The organism is Alteromonas profundi (assembly GCF_010500865.1).
Classification (GTDB): Bacteria; Pseudomonadota; Gammaproteobacteria; order Enterobacterales; family Alteromonadaceae; genus Alteromonas; species Alteromonas profundi.
In genome coordinates this window covers 39,934-56,763 of record NZ_JAAAWN010000002.1, presented here as the reverse complement: position 1 = coordinate 56,763, position 16,830 = coordinate 39,934, and the positions used below count along the sequence as shown (strand labels likewise).

The 16,830-nt window shown below is 45.6% G+C and carries 13 protein-coding genes; 10 read left to right on the top strand and 3 right to left on the bottom strand.

Annotated features, from left to right (window positions below; all coding sequences use genetic code 11):
- Positions 1-53: 53 nt before the first annotated feature.
- From GTH32_RS01835 to GTH32_RS01825, 3 genes are all read right to left on the bottom strand, one after another.
- Entirely contained in the window at positions 54-1,082 is a 1,029-nt protein-coding gene (locus GTH32_RS01835; RefSeq protein WP_163083540.1) for a GGDEF domain-containing protein, read from the bottom strand.
- Positions 1,083-1,363: 281 nt separating this feature from the next.
- Positions 1,364-2,548 carry a mechanosensitive ion channel family protein gene (locus tag GTH32_RS01830; RefSeq protein ID WP_163083539.1) on the bottom strand — a complete coding sequence of 395 codons (1,185 nt, stop codon included), beginning with the start codon at positions 2,546-2,548 and terminating at the stop codon, positions 1,364-1,366.
- Between the two features lie 42 nt (positions 2,549-2,590).
- Positions 2,591-3,232, bottom strand: coding sequence for a CPBP family glutamic-type intramembrane protease (locus GTH32_RS01825; RefSeq protein ID WP_163083538.1), 642 nt, complete (start codon positions 3,230-3,232; stop codon positions 2,591-2,593).
- Between the two features lie 300 nt (positions 3,233-3,532).
- On the opposite strand from GTH32_RS01825, the gene GTH32_RS01820 reads away from it, so the two are divergent.
- From GTH32_RS01820 to GTH32_RS01775, 10 genes are all read left to right on the top strand, one after another.
- The gene (locus GTH32_RS01820; protein WP_163083537.1) at positions 3,533-4,363 is read left to right on the top strand and encodes a MurR/RpiR family transcriptional regulator; all 831 of its coding nucleotides are present in this window, start codon (positions 3,533-3,535) and stop codon (positions 4,361-4,363) included.
- 109 nt (positions 4,364-4,472) lie between these two features.
- Positions 4,473-5,660, top strand: coding sequence for an amidase (locus tag GTH32_RS01815; RefSeq protein WP_163083536.1), 1,188 nt, complete (start codon positions 4,473-4,475; stop codon positions 5,658-5,660).
- A gap of 60 nt (positions 5,661-5,720) precedes the next feature.
- The gene (locus tag GTH32_RS01810; protein WP_163083535.1) at positions 5,721-7,307 is read left to right on the top strand and encodes a gamma-glutamyltransferase family protein; all 1,587 of its coding nucleotides are present in this window, start codon (positions 5,721-5,723) and stop codon (positions 7,305-7,307) included.
- Between the two features lie 28 nt (positions 7,308-7,335).
- The gene (locus GTH32_RS01805) at positions 7,336-8,154 is read left to right on the top strand and encodes a sulfite exporter TauE/SafE family protein (protein ID WP_163083534.1); all 819 of its coding nucleotides are present in this window, start codon (positions 7,336-7,338) and stop codon (positions 8,152-8,154) included.
- A gap of 10 nt (positions 8,155-8,164) precedes the next feature.
- The gene (locus GTH32_RS01800; RefSeq protein ID WP_163083533.1) at positions 8,165-9,400 is read left to right on the top strand and encodes a pyridoxal-phosphate-dependent aminotransferase family protein; all 1,236 of its coding nucleotides are present in this window, start codon (positions 8,165-8,167) and stop codon (positions 9,398-9,400) included.
- Complete coding sequence (locus GTH32_RS01795; RefSeq protein ID WP_163083532.1) at positions 9,393-10,628, top strand: allantoate amidohydrolase; 1,236 nt, start codon at positions 9,393-9,395, stop codon at positions 10,626-10,628. The genes GTH32_RS01800 and GTH32_RS01795 overlap by 8 nt, the downstream gene beginning before the upstream one ends.
- 29 nt (positions 10,629-10,657) lie before the next feature.
- The gene (locus tag GTH32_RS01790) at positions 10,658-11,023 is read left to right on the top strand and encodes a cupin domain-containing protein (protein WP_163083531.1); all 366 of its coding nucleotides are present in this window, start codon (positions 10,658-10,660) and stop codon (positions 11,021-11,023) included.
- Positions 11,024-11,239: 216 nt separating this feature from the next.
- The gene (locus tag GTH32_RS01785; RefSeq protein ID WP_163083530.1) at positions 11,240-12,694 is read left to right on the top strand and encodes an amidohydrolase family protein; all 1,455 of its coding nucleotides are present in this window, start codon (positions 11,240-11,242) and stop codon (positions 12,692-12,694) included.
- 2 nt (positions 12,695-12,696) lie between these two features.
- Positions 12,697-14,100 (top strand): uracil-xanthine permease family protein, encoded by a 1,404-nt coding sequence (locus tag GTH32_RS01780; protein WP_163083529.1) that lies wholly within the window; start codon positions 12,697-12,699, stop codon positions 14,098-14,100.
- Positions 14,101-14,360: 260 nt separating this feature from the next.
- Positions 14,361-16,781 (top strand): TonB-dependent siderophore receptor, encoded by a 2,421-nt coding sequence (locus GTH32_RS01775; protein ID WP_163083528.1) that lies wholly within the window; start codon positions 14,361-14,363, stop codon positions 16,779-16,781.
- Positions 16,782-16,830 lie beyond the last annotated feature (49 nt).

The following is a 16,830-nucleotide window of genomic DNA, read 5'->3' as shown; positions in this document are numbered from 1 at the left end:
CATGGGTTAAAATACAGAAGAATTAACCACACTAAACCCTCCCGTCCCCATCTTTACTCGGGATCGCGAGCAATTACTTTATTTCGGCCGTTTTTCTTGCCTTCGTATAAGCGATTGTCTGCCACTTTATACAGTTGGTTTAACGTCTTCCCATCTGCAGGCCAATGAGAAACACCGATAGTCACGGTAATATTGATGGCAACGCCATCAATCGGTATAGTTTTTTCTATTGCCGAGCGAATGCGCTCAGCAATTTGTATGCCTTGACACTCGCTCGTATCTGGAATGAGCATGCAAAATTCTTCTCCCCCTAGCCGAAACGCCCAGTCGTTGCGTCTACGCACATCGTTAATAAGGCTAGACACGTTTATCAGTACCTTATCGCCAACATCGTGCCCGTATTTGTCGTTTACCGTTTTAAAGTGGTCTAAATCGATAAGTAACATAGAAACGCTTTTTTGTTTTTCAGGCAAACTCTCACAAAGCATGTCGAAAATAGACTCAAGCAGCAAGCGGTTATTTAAGCCGGTTAGTGGGTCGATAGCGGCCATTTGCTGTAGGCGTTTAACTACGGCTGCACGCTTATATTCATAGGTGTACGACAACGCCCAGATGGCCGATAAACATAGGCCAATGTTGGCCACTGAGATGGGGGGCATAGCAGGAGAAGCAGAAAACTGATCGTTGAAAAGAATAGCGACACCTGCCACAACAAACACACTGGTAAACACATTACCCAAAGCAATACCAAGAAGCAGGTATGAGAGTACAGGAATTAAGAATAACCATGTAAAAAGCGCGGCAATAAATGGTACTAAATATATACCAACCAAAATAACCGCATATACAGAAAATAAAAACACTGAAGCCCAAAAGGTTAAATGAGGCGTTTTTCTGTGGATACAAAGAATACCAATTGAAAGTAGCACTACTGCTAGCTCAATCAACGCTAAAACTTTTAAGCCTTCGAACCAGTTATTAATTACAAAGACGGAGCCTGAGAATATGATGACCCGCAACACAACGTTTAACACTGTGCGACGATATTCAAGCTCCTTCGCCCACAGGTGAGATTTGCTCATTAAATGAATATTCCTCTGCCACTTTCTCAATGATAAAAATGGATTAATATTTCATTTTTAATAAATGAGCTTGGTACCGGTTATTATTATTTTCGGTCGCTATACGAATAAAAATGATAGCTTACCGAATGCCATTAGGTGCAATGAAATGGGGTAGAAGATTTTATACTATTGCAGAAAGCCTGATGCAGCAACCCCCTATTGTTTTTTGAATATCTATTAAATATTGGTAGGAGGCGAAGTGCAATTTCGTTAGGTTCGGAAGTGATTGTTTTCGTTGACTACATTATGTTTTCGCCGCTTTCAGGATCTCTTGCTCGTTGAGCCTGCTCTCTAATTTCATTAGCCTCGCTAGAAACGTCATCGTTGGCGTGTTCCTGTTTTGATGCGCTATTAAGAGAAAACGCACTTTCGTTATCCGTTTGCGCTTTGTTGATTTCCCGTTCGCTGGGCTGCTTCTCCTTAGCATTCGACGCTGGCTGTTGTTCCTGTTTAGCAGGCGTCTGCTTTTCTTGCTCTGCCATAGGCTCCTGCGAAGGCGTAATTAACGGTAAGCCTTGGGGAAATACGCGCTCTCTTGCATCGTCAGGCATACTAATTCCGTTTTCTGTATATTTGCGTACCAGCTCCCTCATTAATACCGATGACATTTTAAGTACACTGGTTTCTTCCACGTTTACCCAAAAATAAACCTTCACGTTGTAGGTAGAAGCACCGAGATTATCAATTAATACCTGCGGCTCAGGGTCTTCAAGTACATTAGGGTGGGCGTTAACTAACGCTAACGCTAGCGTTTGCGCATGTTGAATATTGGCGTCATAACCCACCCCTAACACAAAATGTCCGCGCATAAGTGGGTTTGCGGTTAGGTTTTTAATTACCCCTTTATAAATAGTGGCGTTGGGAATTTGTATATGATTACCGTCAAAGTCCACAATAGTGGTAGCACGTGCGGTAACTTTCTGAATAATGCCTGTGAAATCGTTAATTTGTACTATGTCACCAATTCTAAAAGGGCGTTGTACTGTAAGCAGTAAGCTCGAAATAAAGTTCTCTGCAATATCGCGAAATGCAAAGCCTAGTATTAACCCTACTACGCCGGTTCCGCTTACTACAGCCACGGCAAACCCCGTTAGGCCTGCCAAGTATAAAAATAGGTAAATGCCCAATAAAATGATGAACAAGCTTACACTTCGTTGGGCAACAGACTTTATTAAAGGCGTTAACGATGATGCGGCCGTCGGCTTTAATAGCAACCTAGATACAGGTCCGGCGAGCAGAATAAATACCAACATAACCACCAGCCCTATGGCCAGCCCAGGTAAGCGGTATAGAAAATTATGCCAAAGCTCTACCACCAAAGATTGTGCTTCTGTGATGCTTTCAACGCCCCCAACATCTTGCTGTAGCGCAAAGGATGTGGGCAATGTATTAAGCCCTTCAATTGCTGCTGTAATCAAAAACATACCGTGAAGTTCTCCTTGGCCAGCGGCCACCTCATATAAACATTAACCTGCAATAACCAAATACGACCCTAGCCCAACGGTAAACAGAAAACTGCCCCATAACGCGTGCTCTATAACTACTACAGGCGTTGAGTTAGTTTGCATGTATCGGTAACCAAAAATGGCTCCGCCTATCCAAGAAATAATAACTGCTACCCAATTACCATACACCAAATGTGCTAATCCAAACACGAAGGTACTCGCGCCCCAGCGGGCATAGCGAGATGGTAAAATGCGTTTATAGCGATGAAAGAAAAACGTTCTAAAAATAATTTCTTGAGGGATAACCGACACAATAGGATAAATTAGTAAGGTTAACACCCACATCCAAGGTTGGTTCAACGGCCAATGTAAAAACAAATCAGGCTTAACCAGGTAAACCACAAGCGCTAGCAAACTCGCCCAAGGCACAAATAGCTTCAAGGCCTGCTTAAGATGGGTTTTACCGTCTTGCCAATGCCATAACCGCACGCGATGAAACTGTTTATCGGCCAAAAGTACAGCCAAGCACCCTAAGCCTAACATGCCTAAAATTGGCATTAACCAATCAGCAAAATGATTAATCCAGTAAAATATTGCAAAGGGAAGCGCAACAAATAACAAGACTAACTCAGACCACAGCTTTAAAACGGTAGACTTCGACACTATTACCAACCGATGACAGTTTGATGAATTTAACGATGAATGTAACTATGAAAGTGTAGTGCCAAATTTGACAATATAGACATATTTCTGTGTTACTCTTTTTCACTAATGCTAAGTCATTGGATACACTTATGTTTTTAGTTAAGTGTAAAAATGAGTAAACTAGCTAACATTCATATATGCTTAGCCAAAATGGCGTACAAACATAAAAATGTGTAGGTCTAACAGAGTTAAGGCAATTTTTACTGGCCTTTTTACGTCCTAAATTGGCGTTTTTTAAGCGAAGAGCACCTGATCACTATGACGAGTGAAAAAACGAATAATGTGTTAAAACAAATTGAAAAACACTATGCCTCGTTATCCCCGGCAGGAAAGCGTATAGCTCAATATCTGCAACAAGCACCCTTGGCAGTAATTTCTCAATCTACCGCACAAATTGCTGAAAAAACGCACACATCCAAAGCCACCGTCAGTCGTTTTTTTCGCCAGCTGGGGTTTAACTCGCATCAGCAAGCAAAAGACACCCATTTGTCGTTGCGTGAGCAAGGTGTACCCGTACACACCCCTACTTCATTCACTAGCCATCAAGAGCACGAATTTAATAATTTATCGCAAACTTTTGCCCACGTACAAGAAGAGGTACTGCACGATATTGCTACGCGTTTAGCGAACGCCAAGCAGGTAACCCTTATCGGTTTTCGAAACGCTTATCCCTTAGCATTGCATTTCAGGCAACAGTTAAAGCAAATTAGAACGTCGGTACGACTGCTCCCCCAACCCGGCCAAACCTTGGGAGAGGACATTGTCGATTTAGGTGAGGATGATGTGGTGGTGCTGCTAGGGTTTCGAAGGCGTACTCGGCAGTTTAAATTTGTCTTGGATACCATACAACACGCGCAGGTAATTTTAATCACCGACCCTACCGGACAAGTGTACCGCAACCAAGTCACACAATTATTAGTGTGTCACTTAGGTAATAACGCGCCTTTTGATAGTTACGCAGCGCCGATGAGTTTAATATCTGCTATATGCAACCATACATACGCGTTACTAGGGAATGAAGCGAGCGAACGGGTTAGTGCTATTACCCGCACTTATGCCTCGCTTGATGAGCTTGAAAAGAGCAAATAAAAGACACCGATGAAACGGCAAACCCCAACAAGAAACAAACGTTTCACTTGACAAACAATAGAAACGATTGTTTCATGGTAGCATTAATAACTTAACCAATTAGTCTACTGTGTCTTCTCCATTTGTAAGCGTACCTACATCCGATGCTTTTACGTCAGCCAGTACATCTACTGCGCCCGTTGAATCTGCCCCGTTGACGGGCTATACCCTTGCGGTAAAAGATCTTTTTCATATGGCAGGCTTACCTACCGCTGCGGGTAACCCCGACTGGTTAGCAAGCCATTCTACACCCACGACAACGAATTCCACCGTAACTGCCCTACTTGATGCAGGGGCACAATTTGTCGGCAAAACCATTACCGACGAATTAGCGTACAGCTTAAATGGCAAAAACAAGCACTACAATACTCTGGTAAACCCAGCAGCGCCCGAGCATATACCTGGCGGCTCTTCATCAGGGTCGGCTGTTGCGGTAAGTACTGACCAAGCGGATGTCGGGCTAGGTACTGATACCGGCGGCTCTATTCGAGTACCTGCTAGCTATCAGGGTTTATGGGGTATTCGCACCACCCATGGGGCTATTCCTTGCGACAATATGGTAGCGTTAGCGCCTTCTTTTGACACCGTTGGCTGGATGACAAAAGAAATAGATACCCTCTTAGCAGTAGCCAAGGTGTGTTTAGCTAAAAATAGCCAACAACGCGCCTACAACACCCCTACGTTTGCTATAGCTAGAAGCTTGTTTGAGACGGTGGCGCACAAAAAGGCATGTGATGAATGGTTAGCGCAACTCGCACTCACGTACCATTGTATAGAACTGGCGCCAGATCAGCTTGATATTAAGCAATTAGCCACCGCCGACACCTTTAGAGTATTACAAGGGGGCGAAATTTGGCAGCAACATGGCCATTGGCTAAATCAACAACAACCGGATATCGCAGACGATATTATGCTGCGGTTGAATTGGTGTAAAACCATTACCACAGCACAAATTGATGCCGCAAAAGCGCAACAATCCAATGTTATAAAGCACATTGAAACGCTATTTGAGAACGCGGATATTTTGGTAATACCAACCACGCCGGGTGTCGCACCTCGCTGCGATGCCGACGACGAAACGCTGGCAAATGATAGAAATGCTTTGCTCGCGTTAACCGCGATAGCAGGTCTAACTGGCCTTCCACAATTACATTTGCCGTTATTTTCCCTACACAATGCCCCATGTGGATTATCTCTGGTGGGCATAAAAGGCAGCGATCTTGCTTTAATAACGTTGGCGCAAACACTTGTAAAATAATCAGCCAGCGTATTTAGCACGGACCAACAAATCGCAGTCTACACAAGAAGTGAAACTACAATGAGTGAAAAACCGAACATCGCATTTACTGCACCCCATTTTGCAGCCTCACAAGTAGGCTTAGGTATCTTAGAAAAAGGCGGAACAGCCATTGAAGCCATGGTTGCTGCTGCGGCCTCTATTGCGGTTGAATACCCGCATATGAATGGCTTAGGCGGCGACGGGTTTTGGCTAATTAGTGAACCTGGCAAAGCGCCTATTGGCATCGACGCATCCGGTGTTGCCGCTAAAGCTGCCACCGCAGATTTTTATGCGGCCGATAACGCGATACCAAGCCGTGGAGGGAAAGCAGCCCTCACTATGGCCGGCGCGGTAGCTGGATGGAGTGAAGCACTCAAGATAAGCCATGAATGGCAAACCGGTCTATCGCTTAATACATTGCTTGATACCGCAATTAGCCAAGCAAACTGGGGAATAGAAGTTACCCAAAGTTTAACCGATGCCAGTAATAAAACCTTCGATGATTTGGCGAGCGATGAGAACTTTGCACCGTTTTTGATCAAAGGAAAAGCGCTTAAAAAGGGCAAAATTTTAAAGCTAACTGCACTTTCAAAAACCCTCGCTCACCTTGCTGATAAAGGCCTTGATGACTTTTATCGCGGCGAACTGGCAGAAAAGCTTGCTACCGACCTAGCCGCGGCAGGCTCCCCTATACGGTTGGCAGATTTTAACGATTATCACGCGCAGCGTGTTACGCCGTTACAGGTTAATACCAGCAAAGGAACCTTGTACAACTTACCTGCACCGACACAAGGGGTAGCCTCGCTTATTATTTTAGCCTTATATGACAGGGTTCAACACCTAGGTACTAGCGATGCTGACATGGTACACCTTCTTATTGAATGTACTAAACAGGCGTTTATCGCGCGTAACGAATACGTAACCGACCCATCTCGCTGTGACATCGATTTGCAAAGCCTTCTTACTGATGACGCACTTGATGCAATGGCGGCAAAAATATCTTTGGAAAACGCCCTAGCTTGGCCCCATGTAGCGAAACCTGGTGACACAATCTGGATGGGCTGCTGCGACAGTGAAGGCAGAATGGTGAGCTATATCCAGTCACTATATTGGGAGTTTGGTTCCGGCGTGGTAAGCCCAAGTACAGGTATTGTTTGGAATAATCGGGGTACCTCGTTTTCGCTAGACCCCAGTAGCAAGCAGTACTTAACCCCAGGTTTAAGGCCGTTTCATACACTAAACCCTGCCTTCGCCGAACTTACCGATGGCAGAAGAATGAGCTACGGCACAATGGGCGGGGAAGGACAACCGCAAACGCAAGCCGCTGTATTTGCGCGCCATGTGTATCACCAGCAGCCTATCGATAAAGCGATTGCGCTGGGACGCTGGTTACTTGGCCGTACATGGGGCGACGAAAGCCATAACTTAAAAGCGGAACGGGACTTGGTTGAATATGTTGGCGAAAGTCTTCTGGCACGAGGCCACGACATGGTTACCGTAGATCCGTGCAACGAACTTATGGGTCACGCTGGCGCGATTATTCGACAGGCAGACGGCGTGGTTAGCGGTGCTAGCGACCCGCGAAGCGACGGCAAAGCCATTGTTGGCCGCCCCAAAAAAGACTGAGTCATCACCCTAACAAAAGCGAGATTTCATGCAATTTCTTATAGATAACTTAACGGTAATTTTATCGTTAATTGGTACCGGCGTGTTTGCTGGTTTGCTGGCGGGCCTACTTGGTGTAGGTGGCGGTATTGTTATTGTACCCGTACTATTTTTTCTATTCCAAGCGCTTGGTGTATCGCCTGAAAGTGCAATGGTTATTGCCACCGCTACTTCGTTGGCCACCATTGTCCCTACATCGGTAAGCTCTATTAACGCGCATCGAAAAAAAGGTAACGTAGACTTCGCACTGCTAAAAGCCTGGGCGCCGTTTATTTTAATCGGTGTTTTAGTAGGCAGCTATTTGGTCACCGTAGTAAATGCTAAATTTTTAACCCTGCTATTCGGCGTCATCGCTACGCTATCGGCTATCAATATGTTAGTGGGTAAAAAAGATGCGTTAGTAAATAGCCTACCCGGCCGTGTGGGCCAGTCTATTATGGGCGCATGCATAGGCTTATTTAGCGCTATGGTGGGCATTGGCGGCGGAACCCTCACGGTACCTACGCTTACTTTTTGCAACTACCCGGCTCACCGCGCTGTGGGTACTGCTGCTGCAGTGGGCCTTATTATTTCACTACCCGCCGCCCTTACGCTGTTATTTGTAGGCAACACGCCTACCGATGCACCGTTTGCTACCTACGGTTACGTTAACCTTTTAGGTTTTGTATGCATTGTGCCGCTTACCGTGTTGTTTGCCCCCATAGGCGCAAGTATCGCAAGCAAGCTAGATGCAGGCCTACTTAAAAAGGTCTTCGCCGTCGTTCTCATCATTACTGGTTTGCGCATGTTAGCGCAAGTCTTCCTATAGGAGTGTTTTCATGACCCGCTATTCTCCCCTTACCCCTCCCCCAAGATTACTTATGGGGCCGGGGCCGATTAACTGCTACCCCCGCGTACTATCGGCCATGTCTACACAATTAGTGGGTCAATACGACCCCGTAATGACCGGTTATATGAACGAAGTTATGGCGTTGTATCGCGAGGTTTTTAATACCAAAAACCAACAAACGTTCCTGGTGGACGGTACATCTCGCGCCGGAATCGAAGCAGTATTGGTTTCAGCTATCGAGCCTGGCGACAAGGTCTTAGTGCCTATCTTCGGACGCTTTGGTCATTTGCTAGCCGAAATAGCGGAACGCGCTGATGCCGAGGTGCATACCATTGAAGTACCTTGGGGCGAAGTATTCACAGCTGAACAAATTGAGACAGCAATAAAAGAAGTACAACCCAAAATGCTTGCCATTGTACAGGGCGACACATCAACCACTATGTTGCAACCATTAGCCGATATTGGTGCTATTTGTGAAGCGCATGATGTACTTTTCTACTGCGATGCCACCGCTTCGGTAGCGGGAAACCCATTAGAAGTAGATGCGTGGAAATTAGATGCAGTATCAGTAGGGCTTCAAAAATGTCTTGGCGGGCCATCAGGCAGTGCGCCCATCACGTTAAGCGATAAGTTTGTTAAAACGGTGCGTACCCGCCATCATGTAGAAGCGGGTATACGCGATGAACATCATCAGTCGGCACGGGGCCCAAGAATTCGCTCTAATTATTTCGACCTACCTATGATTATGGATTATTGGGGTGATGAGCGGTTGAACCATCACACCGAAGCCGCAACCATGCTGTACTGTGCTAGAGAATGCGCTCGCGTGCATTTAGAAGAAGGCCAAGAGCAGGTTATCGCACGCCATAAAGTGGCGGGTGATGCCATGTTAGCAGGCATTCAAGCCATGGGATTGCGTCCTTTTGGCGATCTTAAACACAAAATGAATAACGTTGTGGGTGTGTACATTCCAGATGAAGTAGATGGAGAAGCGGTACGCGAAACCCTTCTACTGCAATTTAATATTGAAATTGGCACCAGCTTTGGCCCCTTAAAAGGCAAAATCTGGCGTATCGGCACAATGGGTTACAACGCCCGCCAAGATGCAGTATTAAATACCTTGCAATCTCTGGAAACCGTGCTTCGGATGCAGGGTATGACGCTGCCCGCAGGCGCCGGCGTAGATGCCGCACTAAGCACATATGCGGAGGCGGCGAATGCATGAATTTGCGGATGCCGCTGCGCAAGTTATGGCGCGTTGTGAAACTTTAGGTACGTTAACACAAGACCCAAGCTGCCTAGACAGGCGCTATCTTACCGAACAGCACAAAATGGCTAACCAGTTAACCTCTGGGTGGATGATTGAAGCCGGAATGACTACGTGGCAAGACGCCGCTGGGAATATTTGGGGAAGATACCTCTCTACTGTGCCCAATGCCCCAAGGCTCATATTAGGCAGCCATTTAGATACCGTACCTAATGGCGGAAAGTACGATGGCATGCTGGGTGTCGTGGCCGCAATTTCCCTGGTGGCCTTGTTTAATGGTGAACGCAAACACTTCCCATACCACATTGATATTGTTGGTTTTTGTGACGAAGAAGGCACACGGTTTGGTACCACTTTATTAGGCAGTCGAGCACTAACTGGCAAATGGCAAGACTCGTGGCGCAGATTAAAAGATAATCAGGGAGTTTCGCTAGAGCAGGCCATGGCCGACTTCGGATTAAGCTTTGATGACATTAACAGCGCGACTATCTCAGCTACCGATGTATTGGCGTATTTAGAGCTACATATCGAACAAGGCCCTGTTCTAGAACAGGAAAACTTACCGGTGGGCGTAGTGAGCGCCATAGCTGGAGCTAAACGCTTCAACATTACGGTAAAAGGGATGGCGGGCCATGCCGGAACAGTACCTATGTCCATGCGTCATGATGCGCTTTGTGCCAGTGCTGAAATGCTGTTAGCGGTAGAGTCAATAAGTCAGCAGCGCGCCGGCGTAGTGGCCACAGTGGGTAAAATAGAAAACGCGCCTAATGGGGTTAACGTAATTTCTGGCCGAACCCTGTTTTCGTTAGATATTCGTAGCGAAGACGATAACTTACGAGATGCGGTGTTGGCCGAGATTTTGCAAAAATTTGATGACATTGCCACCTTGCGCAATGTCACATTAGAAATAGAACAAACCCATAGTGCACCTGCGGTACATTGTGATGGTGCGCTTCAAAACGCATTGATTGCGGGGGTTGAAGCCAGCGGGATCCCAACCAAAGTATTGGCCTCGGGCGCAGGTCATGATGCTATGGCCATGGCAGATATCTGTCCAGTCGCTATGCTGTTTACGCGTTGCAAAGGCGGCATTAGCCACCACCCGGCTGAGTCTATAACCACAGATGATGTGGCAGCGAGTTTAAGTGTTTTGCACCACACAATTAGTACATTGCACCATGATTGATAGGTAATAATTAATAGGTAAAACAAACAATGAAAATCAAAAGGATATACAACGATGAAGAGGGTAAGAGCCATTTTGGTGAAGTAGAGATTCCTTTAGCCGATGGCGGCCCTATCGGGTTATTATCTGAGAAATACGCAGCCGGTAAAGTAATTTTCCGTGAAACCCCGGCTGATTATGATTTTAAATGGCATCCTGCGCCGGCGCGCCAATTATTATTTATCCTCAAGGGCCGAGCTGAATTTACGGTATCTGACGGTGAACGCCACGTGCTCGGTGCAGGTGATGTATTGCTGCTTGAAGATACCGAAGGTGAAGGACATTGCTCTAAAGCCATGTACAACGAAGTCAGGCATTCTATTTTTGTTACCCTTGACGATAGCGTGCAATTTTAATTTCAGCATGAACACGCGCCCGATTAGCGCACCATAATGGTGCGCTTTTTTATGCTTTTCGCTTTATTCTAATGCATTGATGGGTCTCCCCACCAATCGAGCCCCTAGGCAACCCTGCATTTATCAATAGTTTCAATAAGTTACATTTTTACTCACCCACTAACCAAGTGGTCAATAAATTGCAGGCTGTGGGTTTTCCCTTAACACTGAGTTTGTATGTTGTTTGCCCGTAGCTACCGGTTGCTTTTCATTCTTTTATTCACCAGCTTTATTGCCCCTGTATGGGCAAAATCTTCGTCGCAATCTATGGATGATTGGTTTCGTAACTTTAAACAAACCGCTTCCCCGCAGGCTCTCTATCAATTTTTGTATCAGATGCCAAAAGGCGGTGATTTGCATCATCACCTGTCTGGTTCAGGCTATGGTAAATGGTGGTTTGAGCTAGCGGCCGATAGCGAAAAAAACGGGGGCTATAGCTATTATACCCGAGTAAAAAACAACAACTGTGAGCCATATGGTGTCAATACGTTTAGCATTAACGCTGTAACCTTTTTATTTCACACCATATCGCAACACACCTGGTCTGAACTTTCGGCGTGTAGACAACAAGAGTACCGAGCGCTTTCGCAATTAAATGAAGCGCAAATACAGGGGTTTATTCAAAGCTTAGAGCTAGATAAACCTTACGAGGGGCAGGATGAATTTTTTGAACGTCACTGGCAACGATTAAACGAGCTTATCGCTAATCCTCATATCATGGCCAACATCCTGCTCCGAAATATGCAGGAATACCAGCAAGAAAACTTACTCTACTTAGAGACCCAACAAAACCTTCGCTTCATGAAGCGCCCTGATGGTAGTTTTTATTCAGAAGATGAGGCGCTGGCTATTTTCACCACTATGCTATCAAGTGCCGAAGCAAAGCTAACCGGTGTGACGGTTAAGTTTCAATATGCCCTTGTACGGTTTACTCCCAATACCGATGCGCAGCTTAAATGGATATATGCCTTTGTCGATAACCATAGAGATTATTACGTAGGTATAAACCTTGTGGGCAGAGAAGATGATCCAAAGGGACACCCACTTAATTTTTTATCTACCCTTCGTTCTCTACGCACGCGTTACCCAAAGATTAACCTAGCCTTTCATGCAGGGGAATCGGTGTCGCCAAGTGAAAATATTAGAGATACCTTGCTTTTAGGGGTCGATCGTATTGGTCACGGTATCAACCTTTTATCAGATCCCGATACCTATCTACTTATGCGCAACAATCGCTATCTGATTGAAACTAACCTTATCTCTAATTTTAAACTCGAATATATCCAAGATTTTAGCCAACACCCTTTCCCCCAGTATTTACGTACCGGTATTCCTACTGCGCTATCCACTGACGATAGAGGTATGTGGGATGCAAGACTAACCGATGAATTCTATGTGGCGGTTACCCAGTTTAACCTTAGCTGGCAAGAGCTTAAGTTACTTAGTCGTAACAGTTTAGCGTTTAGCTTTCTAGCCAAGGACGATAAACAGCGTTTACTGCAAACCCTTGAAGATAACTTCGACCGTTTTGAGCAAGGGTATTTAAATAACACGGCGCAGAAAAAGGTAATTTCATACAGCGGGTTTATGTGTAGCTACGAACCACTACTGTGCGCCCAAGGGGGGCAATAATTATGCAAGGAAAGCAACAGGATATTATTTACGGCTTACACGATAAACCGGGAACCGTGGCGTGCCTTACCGCCGCGGGCCAACATATGCTCGCCAGCTTTGTGGGTGTTATCACCCCCACCCTTATTATTAGCGCAACCCTTGGGCTGTTAGCGTATACGCCTTACCTAATAAGTATGGCTTTGTTCGTCAGCGGTGTAGGTACGTTAATTCAAACCAAACGTATAGGCCCGGTTGGAAGCGGCCTAGTGGCTATTCAGGGAACCAGTTTCGCCTTTATCAGCGCGCTTTTGTTAGCAGGCACAAAAGTGCAAAACGAGGGGGGCAGTAATGAGGATGTGTTAGCCATGCTATTCGGTCTAACCATTGCTGGTGCGTTCGTTGAAGTTATATTTAGTTTATTTATCACCCACCTTAAACGTATTATTACGCCATTGACCACCGGCATCGTGATTACCTCCATTGGTCTTTCGCTTATTAATGTAGGTATGACTGACTTAGCAGGCGGATTTAATGCAGAAGGCTTTGGCAGTCTCAGTAACCTTGGTATTGGCGTTAGCGTATTACTTGCCATCGTGTTTTTAAATGCGTCAAATAACCACTGGTTACGCCTATCGGCCATTTTTATTGGTATGATCTTAGGTACACTGTATGTGTTTTTCACCCAAGGGATAAGCTTTACTCACCTTACATCGCTACCCATAGTTGCTATACCCCGCCCGTTTGCTTTCGGCATCGATTTTGACATTCATCTGTTTTTACCCATCGCACTCATTTATCTATTCAGTGCCATTGAGACAGCAGGAGACCTTACTGCCAACAGTTTGTTTTGCAAAGAGCCTGTTACTGGGCCGCTTTATCTTTCTCGTATACGCGGTGGCATACTTGGCGACGGCACCAACTCTATTTTAGCTGGCGTATTCAACACCTTTCCAAATACGACTTTCGGGCAAAACAATGGCGTTATTCAACTCACCGGTATCGCAAGTCGGAAAGTGGGCTGCTATGTGGGTGCTATGTTTGTTCTTATTAGTTTATTTCCCGTAATTGGTGGAATACTGCAAGCTATTCCTAAGCCTGTTCTTGGCGGCGCTACCTTAGTAATGTTTGCCATGGTAGCCGTAGGTGGTTTGAAACTACTTGCTAGCTATGCGTTAGATAGAAGAAGCAGTCTTATTACTGCCTGCGCATTGGGTATGGCTATTGGGGTAATGATGGTTCCTGAAGCGTTAGCACTATTACCTGTATGGCTTAAAAATATCTTACTTTCACCGGTTACTTCGGCGGGGTTAACCGCCGTGCTTCTCGACCTAACCCTTCCTGGAACTCACCCTGCTAAGGAAAACGCAGCACAAGAACCTATAAATTCTCCTACGAGTTCAAAGCCAAGTAACGTTTTACCGTGAGCCATGGTGGTGCAGCGTGCCCCATTAGGCACCATCGACGAGTGGCGGAATAAAAAAGTTGAATAACATTTTACACAATTGCAACAAACGTAAAGTTGCGCTCAAAAAATTTTCATTAAAAACAGCCGCTTACAAAAATAAAATAACTGACCACTTGGACAGGAACATGGCATTCATTGTGCTAAATACTGGTATGCACTACGGGTGAACACCTGCATAGAACAACAGTTTCAACAGTATATAAAAATAACGAGGAAACCATGACCAACACACCATTTAAATTAACGCCACTTGCGCGAGCCCTAACTGCGGGCATAGCGTTATCAGCGTCTACTTTTGCTATAGCAGAAGAACCCGTCTCTGTACCCGATGACGCAGATGTAGAAAAAATAGAAATTAAAGGCTCATTAGGCAGTCTGCCTGGGCAGGACGTAGAATCTGTGTTTGGTTTTGGTAAGTCTATTTTAGAAACCCCTCGTTCCGCTTCTACCATTTCGCAAGAGCAGATGGAGCGTTTTAATGTCTCTGATATTGACGAACTAGTGGCTTTTGCACCGGGTACGTTTACCCAGTCATTCTTTGGTGTGGCTGGCTCCCTCGATGTGCGTGGTACACCAGGTGAAAACTACTTCAGAGGCGTGAAACGCCTAGATAACCCAGGTAACTACCCAACACCAATTGGGGCCTCTAGCCGTATTGATATTGTACGCGGCCCGGCCTCTCCTATTTACGGCCCATCGAAAATAGGCGGCTACTTAAACTTTAACCCTAAATCGGCGCGCGCATCCTCTGGTCAATATCTCGACGAACCTACGGGTGCGATGTCGTATACAACAGGGTCGTGGGACAAAAGTGTACTAACCGCAGAAGTGGGCGGCCCCGCTACTGTTGGTGACAAAGAACTAGGTTACTACCTGTATGGTGAAGTAGAGAATTCAGGTAGCTATTATGATAATTCTGCTACCGACCAAAGTGTGATACAAGCCTCCTTTAATATAGACGCTTCAGACAGCCTTCGTTTTGAATTCGGTGGTATGTACCACGATTACGACGGGAACCAAATAGCCGGTTGGAACCGTTTAACTCAAGATCTTGTTGATGACGGTACGTATATTACAGGTACAGCGCAACCGCTAGATACTGACGGTGATGGTGTTATCAGCCATGAAGAATATGGCGCAGTCAATATTGGCGGGGCGAGCTATTTTTATGGTGATCCGTCGGATTTCGTCGATAGTGAAGTGACTGAACTGATGTCATTGGAAAACGTTGGAACAGCCACGTTAAGTGGAAACCAAGTTCTCGTTGCGCCTGAAGATCAGTTAGTTAATGAAGCTATCACGCTTTATTTTGACACTATTTTTTACACTGATAATTGGGAAATCAAAAACCAGTTATTCTACGATGCGTACGACAACCTAAATGAAAACGCTTACGGCTTTTCTCAATTCCACGATAGCTGGGTAGTAGAAGATAAGCTTATATTCGCGACTGAATATGAAAAAGACAGCTTGTTGGCGCAGTTCCAGTTTTCACCCTCAATTCGCTACACTGACTTCACCCATGGTGATGACTACACCTTCGAGTACTTTAACCGTCGCGACCTTACTATGGCGTCCTCAGCCTTAGACAAACGTCTACTTTCTACCCGTTCAGGAAAGAACTTCGATAACTATGATGTAGGTAACTACCTCGACTTAGGTTTCGGAGCCATGACAGACTTAACCTGGGATTGGGGGTTAAATGTAGTACTTGGTTTGCGCTACGACACTATCGACATTGAAAGCACATCACGCACAGACTTATTGCTAGGCGCTAGCGGTGATGAAACACCGGTTTATGCAGAAAACACCGTAGATGGGTGGTCGTGGAATACCAGCATTTCCTTTGACACAGAATGGGGCCTTATTCCCTATGTTACTGCAGCCGAACAAGCAACACTGGTGGCAGGCCAAGGCGCTGAAATCGGTGTGGCTCAAGTAACCAGTGGCGGTGCATTCGACACCTCAGAATTGTTGGAGTTTGGTATTAAAGGTTCATTGCTCGACGATACGCTTTATTTTGCGCTATCTTCGTTTGAGCAAGAGCGTACAGACTTTAATGCGCAAAACGCTATCACCAACAACACCACGAACAATAAAGGCACCGAGTTCGAACTTCGCTGGGTCGTTAACGAAAACCTTCTTGTGTCAGCAGGCTACACCAACATAAAAGTTGTTAACCTTACGGCATTAGAGGGAGGTAGCCAGTTCGGTTTCCTTGGTGCTGAAGATTTAATTAACCTTTCCGATCCTTCGTTAATCTTCGGAGGCAACGTAATTGGTAACAACGCTGTTGGCGCTGACACAAATAACACTGATGCACAAAAAGCAGGTATTCCTGAAAACATCTTCACCGTTACCGCAACTTACGATTTCCAGAACGGTTATGCCGCGAACGTGAGTGTGGTTGATGTAGAAGAAGTTGCATCTGGATTCTCAAACTCAGTAATGCTGCCAGCTTACACATTAGTTAACGCCGGATTTTCGTATCAAAGTGACGACTGGAGCGTTAATGTAACGGTGAAAAACTTAACCGACGAGCGCTATTTCCGTTCTAACTTCCCCGATCTTTTCGGTAGTCAGATTGTATTACCTGAATTACCTCGTCACTGGAGTGCAAAATTCGCTTATAAATTTTAAGCTACTTACACTTTATAGCTAATACTAAAGGTAAACCTGTTGCTACAGG